The organism is Leifsonia sp. NPDC080035 (assembly GCF_040050925.1).
In the GTDB taxonomy this organism is placed as follows: domain Bacteria; phylum Actinomycetota; class Actinomycetes; order Actinomycetales; family Microbacteriaceae; genus Leifsonia.
This window is the reverse complement of the sequence record NZ_CP157390.1, coordinates 2,804,617-2,819,461: the sequence shown is the minus strand read 5'-3', so window position 1 is coordinate 2,819,461 and position 14,845 is coordinate 2,804,617. Positions and strand designations below refer to the sequence as shown.

The 14,845-nt window shown below is 71.9% G+C and carries 16 protein-coding genes; 10 read left to right on the top strand and 6 right to left on the bottom strand.

Features of this window, described 5'->3' with window-relative positions; genetic code table 11:
* The first annotated feature begins 91 nt into the window (after nucleotides 1-91).
* The 3 genes from AAME72_RS13640 to AAME72_RS13630 are packed head-to-tail and all read left to right on the top strand — an operon-like array spanning nucleotide 92 to nucleotide 2,765.
* Nucleotides 92-1,543 carry an NAD(P)/FAD-dependent oxidoreductase gene (locus tag AAME72_RS13640; RefSeq protein ID WP_348787098.1) on the top strand — a complete coding sequence of 484 codons (1,452 nt, stop codon included), beginning with the start codon at nucleotides 92-94 and terminating at the stop codon, nucleotides 1,541-1,543.
* Between the two features lie 2 nt (nucleotides 1,544-1,545).
* Nucleotides 1,546-1,911 carry a Fe-S oxidoreductase gene (locus AAME72_RS13635; protein WP_348787097.1) on the top strand — a complete coding sequence of 122 codons (366 nt, stop codon included), beginning with the start codon at nucleotides 1,546-1,548 and terminating at the stop codon, nucleotides 1,909-1,911.
* A complete protein-coding gene (locus tag AAME72_RS13630) occupies nucleotides 1,908-2,765 on the top strand; it encodes an SDR family NAD(P)-dependent oxidoreductase (protein WP_348787096.1) in 858 nt (285 codons plus the stop codon). The genes AAME72_RS13635 and AAME72_RS13630 overlap by 4 nt, the downstream gene beginning before the upstream one ends.
* 8 nt (nucleotides 2,766-2,773) lie before the next feature.
* Here AAME72_RS13630 and AAME72_RS13625 read toward each other — a convergent pair whose 3' ends face one another.
* The gene (locus tag AAME72_RS13625) at nucleotides 2,774-3,220 is read right to left on the bottom strand and encodes an SIP domain-containing protein (protein WP_348787095.1); all 447 of its coding nucleotides are present in this window, start codon (nucleotides 3,218-3,220) and stop codon (nucleotides 2,774-2,776) included.
* 116 nt (nucleotides 3,221-3,336) lie between these two features.
* On the opposite strand from AAME72_RS13625, the gene AAME72_RS13620 reads away from it, so the two are divergent.
* The gene (locus tag AAME72_RS13620; protein WP_348787094.1) at nucleotides 3,337-4,407 is read left to right on the top strand and encodes an ATP-dependent DNA ligase; all 1,071 of its coding nucleotides are present in this window, start codon (nucleotides 3,337-3,339) and stop codon (nucleotides 4,405-4,407) included.
* Nucleotides 4,408-4,416: 9 nt separating this feature from the next.
* On the opposite strand, the gene ligD is transcribed toward AAME72_RS13620, so the two are convergent.
* Nucleotides 4,417-5,436 (bottom strand): non-homologous end-joining DNA ligase, encoded by a 1,020-nt coding sequence (gene ligD / locus AAME72_RS13615; protein ID WP_348787093.1) that lies wholly within the window; start codon nucleotides 5,434-5,436, stop codon nucleotides 4,417-4,419.
* 148 nt (nucleotides 5,437-5,584) lie between these two features.
* Between ligD and AAME72_RS13610 the strand changes: the two genes are divergently transcribed.
* Both AAME72_RS13610 and AAME72_RS13605 read left to right on the top strand, forming a co-directional pair.
* Entirely contained in the window at nucleotides 5,585-6,274 is a 690-nt protein-coding gene (locus AAME72_RS13610; protein ID WP_348787092.1) for an endonuclease/exonuclease/phosphatase family protein, read from the top strand.
* Nucleotides 6,275-6,331: 57 nt separating this feature from the next.
* Nucleotides 6,332-7,783: a lipase maturation factor family protein gene (locus AAME72_RS13605; RefSeq protein ID WP_348787091.1), complete on the top strand. Its 1,452-nt coding sequence runs from the start codon at nucleotides 6,332-6,334 to the stop codon at nucleotides 7,781-7,783.
* Between the two features lie 7 nt (nucleotides 7,784-7,790).
* Here AAME72_RS13605 and AAME72_RS13600 read toward each other — a convergent pair whose 3' ends face one another.
* Nucleotides 7,791-8,417: a hypothetical protein gene (locus AAME72_RS13600; protein ID WP_348787090.1), complete on the bottom strand. Its 627-nt coding sequence runs from the start codon at nucleotides 8,415-8,417 to the stop codon at nucleotides 7,791-7,793.
* 69 nt (nucleotides 8,418-8,486) lie between these two features.
* Nucleotides 8,487-8,885, bottom strand: a complete 399-nt coding sequence (locus AAME72_RS13595; RefSeq protein ID WP_348787089.1) for a hypothetical protein — start codon at nucleotides 8,883-8,885, stop codon at nucleotides 8,487-8,489.
* A 108-nt stretch (nucleotides 8,886-8,993) separates the two neighbouring features.
* On the opposite strand from AAME72_RS13595, the gene AAME72_RS13590 reads away from it, so the two are divergent.
* The gene (locus AAME72_RS13590) at nucleotides 8,994-9,296 is read left to right on the top strand and encodes a DUF1905 domain-containing protein (protein WP_348787088.1); all 303 of its coding nucleotides are present in this window, start codon (nucleotides 8,994-8,996) and stop codon (nucleotides 9,294-9,296) included.
* Between the two features lie 83 nt (nucleotides 9,297-9,379).
* Here the strand turns inward: AAME72_RS13590 and AAME72_RS13585 are convergent, their stop codons facing one another.
* Nucleotides 9,380-10,870, bottom strand: coding sequence for an NAD-dependent succinate-semialdehyde dehydrogenase (locus AAME72_RS13585; protein WP_348787087.1), 1,491 nt, complete (start codon nucleotides 10,868-10,870; stop codon nucleotides 9,380-9,382).
* Nucleotides 10,871-11,068: 198 nt separating this feature from the next.
* Nucleotides 11,069-11,581, bottom strand: coding sequence for a hypothetical protein (locus AAME72_RS13580; RefSeq protein WP_348787086.1), 513 nt, complete (start codon nucleotides 11,579-11,581; stop codon nucleotides 11,069-11,071).
* Between the two features lie 160 nt (nucleotides 11,582-11,741).
* On the opposite strand from AAME72_RS13580, the gene AAME72_RS13575 reads away from it, so the two are divergent.
* The 3 genes from AAME72_RS13575 to AAME72_RS13565 all read left to right on the top strand — a co-directional run bounded on the left by AAME72_RS13575 (nucleotide 11,742) and on the right by AAME72_RS13565 (nucleotide 14,825).
* Nucleotides 11,742-12,704 (top strand): helix-turn-helix domain-containing protein, encoded by a 963-nt coding sequence (locus AAME72_RS13575; RefSeq protein ID WP_348790135.1) that lies wholly within the window; start codon nucleotides 11,742-11,744, stop codon nucleotides 12,702-12,704.
* A 232-nt stretch (nucleotides 12,705-12,936) separates the two neighbouring features.
* A complete protein-coding gene (locus AAME72_RS13570) occupies nucleotides 12,937-14,103 on the top strand; it encodes an alcohol dehydrogenase catalytic domain-containing protein (RefSeq protein WP_348787085.1) in 1,167 nt (388 codons plus the stop codon).
* The gene (locus AAME72_RS13565; protein WP_348787084.1) at nucleotides 14,100-14,825 is read left to right on the top strand and encodes an SDR family oxidoreductase; all 726 of its coding nucleotides are present in this window, start codon (nucleotides 14,100-14,102) and stop codon (nucleotides 14,823-14,825) included. The genes AAME72_RS13570 and AAME72_RS13565 overlap by 4 nt, the downstream gene beginning before the upstream one ends.
* Nucleotides 14,826-14,845: the final 20 nt, after the last annotated feature.

The following is a 14,845-nucleotide window of genomic DNA, read 5'->3' as shown; positions in this document are numbered from 1 at the left end:
CCGCGCGCCGCCTCACCGCGATCGTCGCGGCATCCCTCGACCGTCCGCACTGCACCGAACCATCGAGCCCGAAGCACCACCAGGAGGAAGCATGACCACATCCACCGAGTACGACGTCATCGTGATCGGCGCCGGCGCCGTGGGCGAGAACGTGGCCGATCGTGCGGCGCAGGGGGGCCTGCGCACCGTGATCGTCGAATCGGAGCTGGTCGGCGGAGAGTGCTCGTACTGGGCGTGCATGCCGTCCAAGGCACTGCTGCGCTCCGCCGCCGTCCTGCGTGCGGCCGAGCGCGTGGGCGGTGCCCGCGAGGCGGTCACCGGTCCCCTCGACGTGGAGGCGGTGCTCCGGCGCCGCGACTACATGACGAGCGACTGGAAGGACGACGGCCAGGTGAAGTGGCTGGAGGGGGCCGGCATCGACCTCGTCCGCGGATTCGGCGTCATCACCGCGCCGCGCGAGGTCACCGTCACCGCCGAGGACGGCACGGTCACCGTGCTCACGGCGAAGCACGCCGTCGCGGTCAGCACCGGTTCCGCGTCGCTGCTGCCGGACATCCCGGGGCTGCGCGAGAGCGAGCCGTGGACGAGCCGCGACGCGACAAGCGCGAAGCGGGTCCCCGTGTCCCTGGCCGTGCTGGGCGGCGGCACGGTCGGCACCGAGATGGCGACGGCCTACGCCGGGTTCGGCACAGAGGTGCACCTCATCGCCCGCAGCGGCCTCCTCGGCTCCGACGAGCCGTTCGCCGGCGAGATGGTGGCGGCGTCGCTGCGGGAGCTCGGCGCGACACTGCACCTCGACGTGTCGACGATCGCGGTCGAGCGGGTCGACGGCGGGCGTTACCGCACGACCCTCTCCGACGGCACGACGGTGGAGACGGACGAGCTGCTGGTCGCGACCGGCCGGGTGCCGCGCACGGCCGGCATCGGCCTCGACGCCTTCGGCCTCGAAGAGGGCGCCTGGCTGCAGGTCGACGACAGCATGCGCGTGCTCGGCGCCGACGGGGAGCCCGTCGACGGCGGCTGGCTCTACGGCGTCGGCGACGTGAACCACCGCGCGCTGCTCACCCACCAGGGCAAGTACCAGGCGCGCGCGGCCGGTGACGCGATCGCCGCCCGCGCGAAGGGGCGCGACGTCTCGCTCGCGCCGTGGGGCGCGTTCGTGGCGACGGCCGACCACCGCGCGGTTCCGCAGGTCACCTTCACCGACCCCGAGGTCGCGTCCGTCGGGCTCACGGCGGCGGCCGCGGAGAAGGCCGGTCACCGCATCCGCGTCGTCGACTACCCGATCGGCAGCGTCGCCGGAGCCTACGTGGTCGCCGACGACTACGAGGGCCACGCCAGGATGGTCGTCGACGAGGACCGCGGCGTCGTCATCGGCGCCACGTTCGTCGGCCAGGACGTCGGGGAGCTGCTGCACTCGGCGACCATCGCCGTCGTCGGCGAGGTTCCGCTGAACCGGCTCTGGCACGCGGTTCCCTCCTACCCCACCATCAGCGAGGTCTGGCTGCGCCTGCTCGAGGCGTACGGACGCCCGGAGGAGTGACGGTGCGTCTGCTCACCGGGGTCTTCGTCGACTCCCCGCTCAGCCGGCTCGGATACCTCTACGCGACCATCGTCGGCCTGGTCTGGGGCTTCGTGTGGAGCACCGGTCGGGTGGAGCGTCGCGATGGCCTGTTCGTGTTCCGTGGGATGCCCAAGCGCACCTTCGGACGCGGCGGGTCGTGCGTCGGAGCGTGCTACCTCACCGACCGGAACGTGTCGGACGCCGTGCTGGAGCACGAGGTGGTGCACAAGCGGCATTGGCAGCGCTACGGGATGCTGCTGCCGTTCCTCTACCTGCTGTCCGGTCGCGACCCGCTGCGCAACCGGTTCGAGATCGAGGCGGGACTCGAGAAGGGCGGCTACCTGTGAGTGAGACGGGCACAGGGCGGCGCACGGTCGTCGTCACCGGCGCGAGCTCCGGCATCGGCGCGGTGGCGGCCGCGCGACTGGCCGAGAGCGGGGACGAGGTGGCGGTCGTCGGCCGCAACCCGGAGCGCACCCGCGCGGTCGCGGAGCGCGCTGGGGCGACACCCTTCCTCGCCGACTTCGAGCGCCTGGACGACGTCCGCGCGCTCGCGGCCGCCCTGTTGGAGCGTTACGAGACCATCGACGTTCTGGCGAACAACGCCGGCGGACTCTACAGCCGGCGTGAGCTCACCGCCGACGGTCACGAGCGCACCATCCAGACCAACCACCTCGCCCCGTTCCTGCTCACCCACCTTCTGCGGCCCCGGCTCGAGGAGACCGCCGCCCGGGGCAGGGACGTCCGCGTCGTGTCCACCGCGAGCCTCGCCAACCGGTTCGGCAAGCTGCGGCTGGACGACCTCGACTGGGAGCGACGCCCGTGGCGGGGCGGCTGGCAGGCATACGGCACGGCGAAGCTCGCGACCATCCTGTTCGCCGCCGAGCTGGGCGAACGCCTCACCGGGACGGGGGTGACCGCCTACTCGTTCCATCCGGGGACGGTGGTCACGAGCTTCGGCGCGACGTCACCGCTCATCCGCTTCGGAAACGCCGTCACCGGAGGACGGTACGGGGTCGGCCCGGAGAAGGGCGCGGCTCCGCTGCTCCATCTCGCAGGGCCGGTGCCGGTGGGCGCGCCGAGCGGCACCTACTTCGACCGGTTCCGCGCGAACGGCGCGATGGCCGCGCAGGCCCGCGACGCGCAGCTCGGGCGCGACCTCTGGGCCCTCACTGCTGAACGGGTGGGTGTGCCCGCGTAGCCTGCGGTTCAGCCCCGAGCGGGCTCGACGATCGACTCCGGCGTCATCCCGACGACCTCGGCGAGGTGCTCGCGGATCTCGGTGACGACCGGCCACGAGCCGAGCACGATGGCTCGCGTCCGGCCCGGGCCGTCGCACAGCATCTCGGTCGTCCAGGCGCGCACGGCACGCAGCGCCGCCTCCCCGCGCCCGCAGCGCCCGGCGGTGCCGGGGCGGCCGGACCGGCGGGAGCGCGGAAGCCAGGTCACCGTCATCCGGATCGGGGCGGCGATCGGCGCGACGTCACCCTCGTCCTCCACCTCGACGAACACGCGGCCGCGGGCGCACAGCGGGAGCAGCGCGAGTTCCGCCTCCAGCTCAGCGAGCGACGTCTCGTCGGCGACGACGAGGAACTGCACGCGGTCGTCGTGGTGCGCGGTGGACGCGGTGTGCGTGGCGTGGTCGGGACGGTACATGGCGCTTTCGAGTATAGGCGAGCCTTACCTAACTCTGATCCTTCCGAGCGAGCTCGCGGCGGACGTCCAGCCTCGTCTCCCTTCCCCTCCCCCTCCGCTCGCGGCATGATCGAACCATGCGCCCGTCAGCGGAGTCCCCCGTCGCCCCGATGCTCGCCAAGGCCGTCCCCGCCGTGCCCGACCAGGACAGCGTCGCAGGCGGCCTCAGTTACGAACCGAAGTGGGACGGCTTCCGCGCCATCGTCTACGCCGCCGACGCCGGCGACGGGACGGTCGGCGACGTCGAGATCGGCAGCCGCGGCTCCAAGATGCTCACCCGCTACTTCCCGGAGCTGGTGGAGGCGTTCCGCCGCGTGCTGCCCGGCCCGTGCGTCCTCGACGGCGAGATCGTGGTGCCGACCGGCGAACCGGGCAAGCAGCGGCTGGACTGGGAGGCGCTCTCCCAGCGCATCCACCCCGCCGCGAGCCGGGTGAAGCTGCTCGCCGAGCAGACCCCGGCCACTTTCGTCGCGTTCGACCTGCTCGCCATCGGCGACGAGTCCTACCTCGAGAAGCCGTTCGCCGAGCGCCGGGCGGCGCTCGAGGGGTTCGCGGGCGACCTGCCCGCACCCGTGCAGCTGACCCGCACCACGACCGACGACGAGCTGGCCAGGCAGTGGCTGATCGAGTTCGAGGGCGCGGGGCTCGACGGCGTCGTCGCCAAGCCGCTCGCCGGCGCGTACGCGCCGAACAAACGCACGATGCTGAAGATCAAGCACCACCGCACGGCCGATGTCGTCGTGCTCGGCTACCGCATCCACGCCAGCGGCCGCGGCGTCGGCTCGCTGCTGGTCGGTCTTTACGGCGACGACGGTGACCTGCGCAACGTCGGCGGGGTCTCCGCGTTCAGCGACGCCACGCGCCTCGCGCTCGTCGATGAGCTCGACCCGCTCGTCGAGCGCGACGAGACCGGGGCCACCGTGAAGGGCGAGACCGACCGCAGCCGGTTCTCCGCCAGCAAGGACGTGTCGTTCATCCGGCTGCGCCCCGAGCGCGTGCTCGAGGTGCGCTACGACCAGATGGAGGGGATGCGGTTCCGCCACACGGCGCAGTTCGAGCGCTGGCGCCCGGACCGGGACCCGCGCTCGTGCACCTACGAGCAGCTCGACCGGCCCGTCGCCTACGACCTCGGCGACGTCCTCACCTGATCCCGGTCGCTACACCTTCTTGGCCCGGCTCGGCTGCACGCGCGGCGGCTCCCCCGGCATCTTCGGGTAGTCGGGAGGGAACGGCAGCTCACCGAGGCCGTTCTCGGTGTCGCGCTGCCACCACTCGAGCAGGGTGTCGATGCGGCCGGGCTTCTCCCCGAACGACTCCCACGGGTCGCCGACCGACCGCAGCCGGTCCGGCACGGTGAGGATGGTGAAGTCCCTCGGGTCCACCGACTCCAGCTCATCCCAGGTCACGGGCGTCGCCACCGGGGCGTGTGCGAGCGCCCGCGGGCTGTATGCGCCCGCCATCGTCCTGTCGCGGTTGGCCTGGTTGAAGTCGACGAAGATCCTCTCGCCGCGCTCCTCCTTCCACCACGCCGTCGTGACCTTCTCCGGCATCCTCCGCTCGAGCTCGCGCGCGGCCGCGATGACCGCGTGCCGCACCTCCAAGAACTCGTGCGCCGGCTCGATCGGCGCGAAGACGTGAAGCCCGCGGTTGCCCGAAGTCTTGATGAAGGCGTCGAGGCCCGCCTCCCCCAGTACCCGGCGCAGTTCGATCGCGGCGGGAACGGCGTCGGCGAAGCCGGTGCCGGGCTGCGGGTCGAGGTCGATCCGCAGCTGGTCGGGGTTGTCGGAGTCCTCCGCCCGCGAGGGCCAGGGATGGAACACGATCGTGTTCATCTGGACCGCCCAGACCGCGGCCGCCGGCTCGTCGATCACCAGCTGCGGATGGGAGCGCGCACTCGGGTAGACGACAGGGACGGCCCGGATGAAGTCCGGCGCACCGCGCGGCGGGTTCTTCGAGAAGAACTGCTCGCCGTCGATCCCCTCCGGGAAGCGCTGCAGCGAGACCGGGCGGTCGCCGTTCGCGCGGACGAACGCGTCGCCCACCTCCACGATGTAGTTCGCGAGGTCGAGTTTCGTGATGCCGAGCTCCGGCCAGAGGATCCGGCCCGGACTCGAGATCCGGATCTCGCGATCCCCGTGCGGACCCGGGACGGTGAGGACAACCGCATCGCCTGCCATGGGTCCACCGTACCGTCCGAACTCCCCGTGACCAGGGTGTGAATTCCGTGTGGTTCGTCGCGCCTCGGCTTGCCCCCTCGCCCGCGTGGGACAGAATGGCGATGCATGCGCCTGCCCGGGGCGCGGCACGAAACGAGGTGGATCAACGGTGCGGATCGTCAGCTACAACCTCCGCAAACACGCGGCCGGTCACGAGCTCGCCGACATCGCCCAGACCTACGACGTTGACGCCCTCTGCCTCCAGGAGTGCGACAGCGAGGCTCTCCCGCACGAGCTGCACCACCTCCGGCTCGCCGACGCCACCCGAGCGAACCGCCTCGGTCTCGCCATGTACGTGCGAGACGAGCGCTACGAAGTGCTCGACACCCAGGTGTTCGCGGTCAACAAGTCCCTGCACGACCGGGTGCTCGCGCCGGCGAACGAGCGGCTGCTCGCGGCGCTGCTGCGCGACCGCGACAACGGCGAGCGGGTGCTGGTCGGATCGTTCCACGCCGCGCCGCTCACCGCATCCAACTCGCTGCGCCGCAAGCAGATCGCCGCCGCCCACGACGGGATGCGCTCGCTCGCACCCGACACCCCGGCGATCATGGTCGGCGACTTCAACTACCCGTGGTTCATCAGCGGCCTCGAGCGCCGGCTGACGACGGCCGGATACACGCTGAACCGGACGGACGAGCCGACCTACCTGCGGTACAAGTACTTCACCGGCTACTTCGACTTCGTCACCTCCACCGGCTTCGAGGTCCAGCACGTGGATGTGCTGCCGGCCGGAGCATCCGACCACCGGGCGATCCGGCTGGACGCCCAGCGCGTCGTCCCGGACGAGCGCGCCGCCTAGCGCTCGCTTTCGCGGTACGCCCGGCGTACGGTGAACGCGTTTGCGAGGTGAGGGTGCGTGGACGTGTTCGGGTGGCTGGCGGGAACCGATTACACCATCGCTCGGGAGATCCTGCAGCGCGGTGTGGCGGCGCTCTACCTGATCGCGTTCGTCTCGGCGGTGAACCAGTTCCCCGCCCTGCTCGGTGAGCACGGCCTGCTGCCGGCCCCGCGGTTCCTGCGGCACGCGTACGCCCGCAGCCAGCCGACCCTGTTCCGGTGGCGCTACAGCGACGGGATGCTGCTGGCGGTCGCGTGGACGGGCGCCGCGCTGTCCGCGCTGATCGTGGCCGGCGTCGTGCAGCTCGCGCCGTCGTGGCTGCTGGTGCCAGTCGTCCTGATCGTCTGGTTCCTCTACCTCTCGATCGTGCACATCGGGCAGACGTTCTACGGCTTCGGCTGGGAGAGCCTGCTGTGCGAGGCCGGGTTCACCGTCGCGTTCCTCGGCTCCTGGGACACGGCGCCGCCGATCACGATCATCCTGCTGGTGCGCTGGCTGATGTTCCGGCTGGAGTTCGGGGCGGGGATGATCAAGATGCGCGGCGACCGGTCGTGGCGCGACCTGACCGCGCTGTACTACCACCACGAGACCCAGCCGATGCCGAACCCGCTCAGCCGCACCGCCCACCTGCTGCCGCGCTGGTGGCACAGGGTGGAGGTTCTGGGCAACCACTTCGCGCAGCTCGTGGCGCCCTGGCTGCTGTTCCTGCCGCAGCCGGTGGCGAGCGCGGCAGCAGCCGTCGTCATCCTCACCCAGTTCTGGCTGATCGCGACCGGCAACTTCGCCTGGCTGAACTGGATCACGGTCGTGCTCGCGTTCTCGGCCGTCAGCGACCCGGTGTGGGCGTGGGCCACCGGAGGAGCCGTGCACGGCGGGATCGGCGCGTCCGGCGTCCCGCTCTGGTTCGCCGTCGTCGCTCTCGCGGCCAGCGCGCTGCTCATCGTGCTCAGCTGGTGGCCGTTGAGAAACCTGTTCTCGCGACACCAGCTGATGAACGCGAGCTTCAACCGCTGGCACCTGGTGAACGCCTACGGGGCGTTCGGCAGCGTGACGAAGCAGCGCTACGAGGTGGTCGTCGAGGGGACGGCGGACGACCCGCACGACCCCGAGGCGGAGTGGAGGGAGTACGGCTTCAAGGGGAAGCCGGGCGAGGTCCGGCGCCTCCCCCGCCAGTTCGCGCCGTACCATCTGCGGCTCGACTGGCTGATGTGGTTCCTCGCGCTGGGCTCGCGGGACTCGCCGTGGTTCGAGGTCTTCCTGCTCCGGCTGCTCCAGGCCGACCGTCCGACGCTCCGGCTGCTGCGGGACGATCCCTTCGACGGGACTGCGCCGCGGGCCGTGCGCGCTCGGATGTTCCTCTACCGGTTCAGCACGCGGGCGGAGAAGCGCGAGACGGGCGACCGCTGGGTCCGCACCGAGGTCGGCGCCCTGGTGCCGGCCGTGAGCCTGCGCGGCGACGACGAGCGGTGAGCGCCGCTCAGTAGCCGGTCCGCTCCTCCTGCAGCCGCGCGAGGTCGCGCCAGATCAGGAGTTTCAGCCGCGCGGGCTTCTCGCGCTCGTAGTTCTCCTTGAGCGCCTCCATCCCCGAGAACGCGTCGAGTCCGGCCTCGATCGCCCGGCTCACCTCGTCCCAGGCGTCCTGCCTGCTGCGCTCGACGATGCGCAGCAGCTCGTCCTCCGACTCGGCCTCGGCGCGGAGCGCGTCGGCGAGGGCGAGGGCGACCGTGTGCCGCAGCCGCAGGTTCGCGACGTCGACGTCCCGGTAGTCGTGCGGATGCCTGGCGTCGCCGCGGACGCCCTCCGCCGAGGCCAGCTCCTCCTCGATCCGGCCCGCAGCCTCGCCCTGCTCGGCGGCGAGCTCGCGTAGCATCGCCGCGGCCTCCTCCGTGTGCCGGGCGGGGTCGAAGTCGTGACCGTACTGGATCGTGTCCACCACGATGTGATTCTTGACGGCCATCCTGGTGGCGTATTCCGCGAGGAGCATGCCTTCCTCAAGCGACTGCTCCGCCGTCGGCGCGGCGGGCTCCGGCAGGGCGTCCTCGTCGAACGGACGCGTGCGCACCGTCTTCACGGTGCGCCGTCGGAGCCAGGACGGCCAGCGCATCGCCACAGCCTTTCGGGTCGATCACGAGCGACGCCGGCGTCGGCGCCTCTCCCATTCTGTCTGATCCCGTCAGCTGGTCTGCCGACGAGCGAAGAATGCGTTGGCGCGCCGGGTGAAGAGCAACGCCAGCATGAGGAACGCCCAGAGGATGTCGATGATTCCGCTGACGAACTGCAGCGTGAACATCAGCAGCACGCCGTTGAAGATGTTGATGATCATCACCACGGTGACCAGTCCCCGGGAGACGGAGCTCCCGTTCAGCAGGCCGCGCGCGACGACGAGGATCACGATGCCGAGGATGATCGAGATGATGGCCGAGGTCGTGATGCCCGCCGCCGTCCCTGCGTTCGAGGCGCCTGCCATCGAGTCCCGGGTGAAGAGCATCACGACTCCGCCGATGATGCTCAGTACGCCGTTGACGTAGGCGAGCACGGCGACGAACGTGACGGATCCTGGGCGCGGTGCCATCTCGACCTCCTGGTGTCCCGGCGAGGATACCGCGCGGGATGTGCCGCGCGGCAGGGCGTATTCCGCGTGTGGATCGCGCTGTCTGCGGTTCGGTGCAGGATGGGAGTCATGGCCGGAACCCGCTATGAGTTCGAGACCGAGCTGTTCCGCTGGGCGGCGCGGCGCGACCTGTGGGTGTTCGCGCGCCTGCCCGACGACGTATCGGAGGACATCCGGCTGCAGCCGCATCCGCCGGCCGGCTTCGGCGCGGTGAAGGTGATCGTCACACTCGGCGGGTCCCGGTGGTCGACGTCCGTCTTCCCCGAGAGCGCCGACGGCCCGTACACCCTCGCGATCAAGGGATCGGTGCGGAAGGCGGAGGGCGTCGGCCTCGGCGACCGGGTGCGGATCGGCATCGAGACCGTCCTGTAGCACGGAGGACGCGTGCCGAATGTGGAGATCGGCTGCGCGAGACTCGACATTCGGCACGAATCGTCCGCACCGCGTGAGGTGGCTCAGGCTCCGAACGGGTCGGGCGTGAGGGTGTACTTCGTGCTGAGGTACTCGTGGATGCCCTCGAAGCCGCCCTCCCGGCCGAGGCCGGACTGCTTCACGCCCCCGAACGGTGCCGCGGCGTTGGACACCACGCCGACGTTCAGCCCCATCATCCCCGTCTGCAGCCGCTCGATCATCCGCTGACCGCGCGCCAGGTCCCTCGTGAACACGTACGAGACCAGGCCGTACTCCGTGTCGTTCGCCAGCCGGATCGCCTCGTCCTCGTCCGCGAAGGTGGCGATCGCCAGCACCGGGCCGAAGATCTCCTCGCGCAGGATCTGGCTGCCCGCCGCGACGCCGGAGAGCACGGTCGGCTGGAAGAAGCTGCCGGCGCCGGGGATCGCCTCGCCGCCGGTGAGCACAGCGGCGCCGCGAGAGACCGCGTCGCCGACGAGCTCGGCCGCCTTCGCGACCGCGTCGGCATCGATCAGGGGGCCGATCGCCACCCCCTCGTCCGCGCCGTGGCCGACGCGCATCCCCTTCACCCGCTCGGTGACGCGGCGGGCGAACTCGTCCGCGACCGCCTCGTGCACGATGAACCGGTTGGCGGCCGTGCAGGCCTGGCCGATGTTGCGGAACTTCGCGGCGAGGGCGCCGTCGACGGCCTTGTCCAGGTCCGCATCCTCGAACACCACGAACGGAGCGTTGCCGCCCAGCTCCATCGACGTCCGCAGCACGTTCTGCGCGGACTGCTCGATGAGCCGCTGGCCGACCGGCGTCGAGCCGGTGAAGGAGAGCTTGCGCAGGCGGGGGTCGCTGAGGATGGCGGCCGAGAGCTTCCCGGACCCGGTGGTGGTGACCACGTTGACGACGCCGGCCGGGAGCCCCGCCTCCTCGAGCAGCCGGGCGAAGGCGAGCGTCGTCAGCGGCGTCAGCGCCGCGGGCTTGATGACGACGGTGCAGCCGGCCGCGAGGGCCGGGGCGATCTTGCGGGTCGCCATCGCCAGTGGGAAGTTCCACGGCGTGATCAGGAAGCACGGACCCACCGGATGCTGCGAGACGATCATCCGCCCCGTCCCCTCCGGACTGGTCGCGTACCGGCCGGAGATGCGCACCGCCTCCTCCGAGAACCAGCGCAGGAACTCCCCACCGTAGGTCACCTCGCCGCTCGCCTCGGCCAGCGGCTTGCCCATCTCCAGCGTCATCAGCAGCGCGAATTCGTCCCGTCGCTCCTGCAGCAGATCGAACGCCCTCCGCAGGATCTCGCCCCGCGTCCGCGGCGGCGTCGCCGCCCACGCCTCCTGCGCCGCCACCGCCGCATCCAGCGCCCGGATCCCGTCCTCCGGGGACGCGTCCGCGATCTCGACCAGAGTGCCGCCGGTGGCGGGATCGGTGACCGGGAAGGTGCTGCCCATCGAACCCGGCTGCCATTCGCCGCCGATGAACAGCCCGGTGGGGATCGCCCCCAGCAGGTCGCGTGCGGCGGGGAGGTCGTGCGCAGGTGCGCTCATCGGCGTGCTCCTTCGGTAGCGGGATACGGATGCTGGGCGGCGGATCGGATCGGCAGGGGAGGCCTGCCACGTCCCATCCGCGCCCGGTGCGACCATAACCCGGTGCGAGCGCGGGCGCGGCGGAGGCCGGTCAACCGCGCGCGAGCGGGCTAGCGGCCTGCGTCCACGGTCAAGCCGCACTGCGGTGATGCGGGTCGGTCACGCGACGCCCAGCAGCATCCACACGGTCATCGCCGCCATCGCCCCGGCGGACACGATCGGGAGAAGGGAGCGGCGGAGGCCGGACGCACGGGAGTCGGCGGCGGCGCAGAACAGGCAGGCGACAGCGAGCACGGCGACTGCGAGCGCGATGGCGGACTCGACCCAGCCGGCGCCACCGTGGGCATGCCCGGCCGGAGCGACGCCGGCGGAGGCGGCAGCGCTGCCTGCGGCCGACGCGGCGTGCAGTGCGTGCAGCACCATCATCAGCGCCATGCCGGCGGGCTCGACCGCGCGGTGGGACGCGCCGCGGGCACGCCCGCGCGCGGCGACGACGGCGGCCGCCGCGAACAGCAGCACCGCCCAGAGCGGCGCCGGGACGCGCGTGCCGCCGGGCGCGACCATGTCGGCCGTGGCGGCGAGCGACAGCAGCGGCAGCACAACGGACCGGGCCGTCCGTGCCCGAGCCGTCGCCCGCGCGACGGCGGCGGGATGCGGTGCTGCGACGGTCATCCCCCGACGCTACGGTCCGGCCTCCCGGCCAGGTTGGAGAGGCGGGCACAGCCGTTGTCGGACCGCGCACACCGGCGGGCGGAGCCGGGTGATACGATCTGTATCACGGATCGTATACAACGTCGTCCCCGGTCCCGAGTGAGGTGCATCCGTGCTCAGCATGTCCCCCCAGCAGCAGGTCCGCGGCAACGACCGCGTGACCACCAATATCGCCCGCACGTTCAGCGAGTTCCGCACCGCGGTCTCGGAGTCCTTCGTGCCGCTTCACGTCACCAGCGAACGTCCCGATCCGTTCTGGGGCCGCATCCGGTCGGCATCGGCGGACGAGGTGCACGTCTCCGAGGTGAGCGCGTCGGAGCACGTCGTCGAGCGCACGCCCGAGCTGATCGCCCGCGCCGACCGGCACTACTTCAAGCTGAGCCTGATGCTCTCCGGCACCGGCATCCTCATTCAGGACAACAGGGAGGCGCTGCTGCAGCCGGGCGACCTCGCCGTGTACGACACGCACCGGCCGTACTCGCTCGTCTTCGACGACGACTTCCGGACGATGGTCGTGATGTTCCCGAAGCACCTCATCGACCTGCCACCGGACGTGGTCTCGCAGCTGACCGCGGTGCGGATGAACGGGCGGCAGGGCGTCGGCGGGATCATCGTGCCGTTCCTCGCCCAGCTCGTCGGCAACCTCGACCAGCTCTCCGGCCCCACCGGCGCGCGGCTCGCGCACAGCGCCCTCGACCTGGTGACCACGATGTTCGCCAACGAACTCGATGTGACCCGGGGACCGGTCGACCCGCACCACCAGTTGATGCAGCGCATCCGCGCCTACATCGACGCGAACCTCGCCTCCACCGACCTGGGCCCCGGCCAGATCGCCGCCGCTCACTTCATCTCCACAAGGCACCTGCACGGGCTGTTCCGCGAGCAGGGCACGACCGTGTCGTCGTGGATCCGCTCGCGCCGCCTGGAGCGCTGCCGCCGCGACCTGCTGAACCCGCTCTACGGCGACCGCCCGGTCGCGGCCATCGCCGCACGCTGGGGCTTCGTGGACGCCGCCCACTTCAGCCGCGTCTTCAAGGCCGCCTACGCCGAGTCGCCCTCCGAGCTGCGCTCCGCCGGCCGCTGACGCGCCCCCACATCCCGCGCTCCCGAGCCATCGCTTCCGGAGTTGTTCCCGCCTGCGCGCGGCGTGTCGCGTGAAGAACTCCGGAAGCGACGGCGAGGGTCGCGCGGCTTGCGCGGGAGGGCAGGGCGCTTGTCGGTGCGTGTAGCGATCGGGCAGTGCCATTGAGGGCGGCCGGGCGCGCGCTGAGGATGGAGGCGCCCGCGCGACGTCGCCCGGGCGGAACGGAGACGCGATGGGCACCGACACGTACGCCACCGCAACGCACAGGCCCGCCGCAGACGGCCTCCCACTCCCCTCGACCAGCCGTCAGGTGGTCTTTCCGGAGCGCGGCGCCATCGAGACCGCGACCATCGCGCTGCCGTCGCCCGGCGAGGACGACCTGGTGCTGCGCGTCGCGCTCGTGGGGATCTGCGCCACCGACCTGCACCTGCTCGCCGGGCACATCGGGGACCCGTTCCCGCTCGTCCCCGGCCACGAGTTCGTGGGCGAGGTCGCGGCGATCGGCGCGGCAACGTCGGAGCGCCGCGGCCTGAGTGCCGGGGACCACGTCGCCGTCGAGATGCTACTGCCGTGCGGCACGTGTGCGCGCTGCCGCGAGGGCCGGTACAACCTCTGCGAGGCGGATGACATGGCAACCGGCCTCGCCCGCGGCCGGCAGCTCGGTGTCAACATCCCGCGCACGGTGCAGCCCGGACTCTGGGGCGGCTATGCGCAGCACCTCTGGGTGCCGAGGGAGGCCATCGTGCACCGGCTGCCCGACGAACTGCCCTGGCGGCGCGCCGTGCTCGTCGAGCCGCTCGCGGTCGCCTGCCGGGCGCTCGCCCGGGCGCGCCTGCAGCCCGGCGAGAGCGTCGTCGTGATCGGACCGGGGCCGGTCGGCATCCTCGCGGCGGCCGCCGCCCGATCGGCGGGAGCGGGGCGCGTCGTGGTCGCCGGCACCCGGGAGAGCAGGCTGCGCCTCGCGGAGCGGTTCGGCGCCGACGCGACCGTCAGCGCCCGCGGCGACGACCCGGAGGCGGCGGTGCGGGATGCGCTCGGCGGGTCACTCGCGGACGTCGTGATCGAGATCGCGGGCGCGACGGCGGCGCAGCAGCAGGCGGTGCGGCTGGTGCGGCGCGGCGGCCGCGTGGTTCTCGCCGGGGCATGTGGCGCCGGCGCACCGGTGACCTTCCTGGCCGACGAGGAGCTGCTGACCCGCGAGATCGACGTGCTGCCCTCCTTCCTCTCCGCCGGCGGCTTCGAGCCGGCGATCCGGCTGCTGGAGCGCGGCGACCATCCGTTCGAGGAGCTCGTCACGCACACCGTGGGGCTGGACGGCGTCGCCGACGCCTATGCGCTCATCGAGAGCCGCGCGGACGACGTGCTGAAGGCCGTCGTCGACCCGTGGGCGGCGGCATGAGCGCCGGCCGCTTCGAGGGCAGGGTGGCCGCTGTCACCGGGACGACCAGCGGCATCGGACGCGGGATCGCCTCCCGGCTTGCCGCCGAGGGCGCCCTGGTCTTCGGGCTGGATCTGGAGCCGGGCGGCATCGGCGAGCACATCCGCTGCGACGTCGCGGACGCGGCCTCTCTCGCCCGGGCGGCGCACGACCTGCTGGCGCTCACCGGCGGCCGCGTCGACCACGTCGTCGCCAACGCGGGCATCCGCGGCGCGGACACCCCGGCCGAGGACCTCGCCGTCGCCGACTTCGACGCCGTGATCGCGGTGAACCTGCGCGGCGTGTTCCTCACCCTCCAGGCGTTCGCTCCGGCGATGCTCGCGGCGGGCGCCGGCAGCATGGTCGCCGTCGCGTCGATGTCCGGCAACCGCGTCGTCAACGTGCCGCAGCGCACGGTCGCGTACAACACGGCCAAGGCGGGTGTGACGGCGCTCGCGCGCACGCTCGCCGTCGAATGGGGCGGCCGCGGCGTCCGCGTGAACACCGTCTCGCCCGGCTATGTGGCGACCCCGTTCCTGGAGGCCGACACGTCGCTGCACCCGCAGTGGCTGCCGCAGACCGTGCCCGGTCGCTTCGCCTCGATCGAGGAGATCGCGGCGGGAGCGCTGTACCTGCTCTCGGACGAGGCCGGCTACTGCCATGGAACGGACCTGCTCATCGACGGCGGCTACTCACTGCGCTGAGCCGAAGCACCGAACGAAAG

What these genes read in the sequence shown, in the direction of transcription:
- AAME72_RS13640 (WP_348787098.1), top strand. Translation starts at nt 92, where the DNA reads ATGACCACATCCACCGAGTACGACGTCATCGTGATCGGCGCCGGCGCC.
- AAME72_RS13625 (WP_348787095.1), bottom strand. Translation starts at nt 3,220, where the DNA reads ATGTACCGTCCCGACCACGCCACGCACACCGCGTCCACCGCGCACCAC.
- AAME72_RS13620 (WP_348787094.1), top strand. Translation starts at nt 3,337, where the DNA reads ATGCGCCCGTCAGCGGAGTCCCCCGTCGCCCCGATGCTCGCCAAGGCC.
- ligD (WP_348787093.1), bottom strand. Translation starts at nt 5,436, where the DNA reads ATGGCAGGCGATGCGGTTGTCCTCACCGTCCCGGGTCCGCACGGGGAT.
- AAME72_RS13600 (WP_348787090.1), bottom strand. Translation starts at nt 8,417, where the DNA reads ATGCGCTGGCCGTCCTGGCTCCGACGGCGCACCGTGAAGACGGTGCGC.
- AAME72_RS13595 (WP_348787089.1), bottom strand. Translation starts at nt 8,885, where the DNA reads ATGGCACCGCGCCCAGGATCCGTCACGTTCGTCGCCGTGCTCGCCTAC.
- AAME72_RS13590 (WP_348787088.1), top strand. Translation starts at nt 8,994, where the DNA reads ATGGCCGGAACCCGCTATGAGTTCGAGACCGAGCTGTTCCGCTGGGCG.
- AAME72_RS13585 (WP_348787087.1), bottom strand. Translation starts at nt 10,870, where the DNA reads ATGAGCGCACCTGCGCACGACCTCCCCGCCGCACGCGACCTGCTGGGG.
- AAME72_RS13580 (WP_348787086.1), bottom strand. Translation starts at nt 11,581, where the DNA reads ATGACCGTCGCAGCACCGCATCCCGCCGCCGTCGCGCGGGCGACGGCT.
- AAME72_RS13575 (WP_348790135.1), top strand. Translation starts at nt 11,742, where the DNA reads ATGTCCCCCCAGCAGCAGGTCCGCGGCAACGACCGCGTGACCACCAAT.
- AAME72_RS13570 (WP_348787085.1), top strand. Translation starts at nt 12,937, where the DNA reads ATGGGCACCGACACGTACGCCACCGCAACGCACAGGCCCGCCGCAGAC.
- AAME72_RS13565 (WP_348787084.1), top strand. Translation starts at nt 14,100, where the DNA reads ATGAGCGCCGGCCGCTTCGAGGGCAGGGTGGCCGCTGTCACCGGGACG.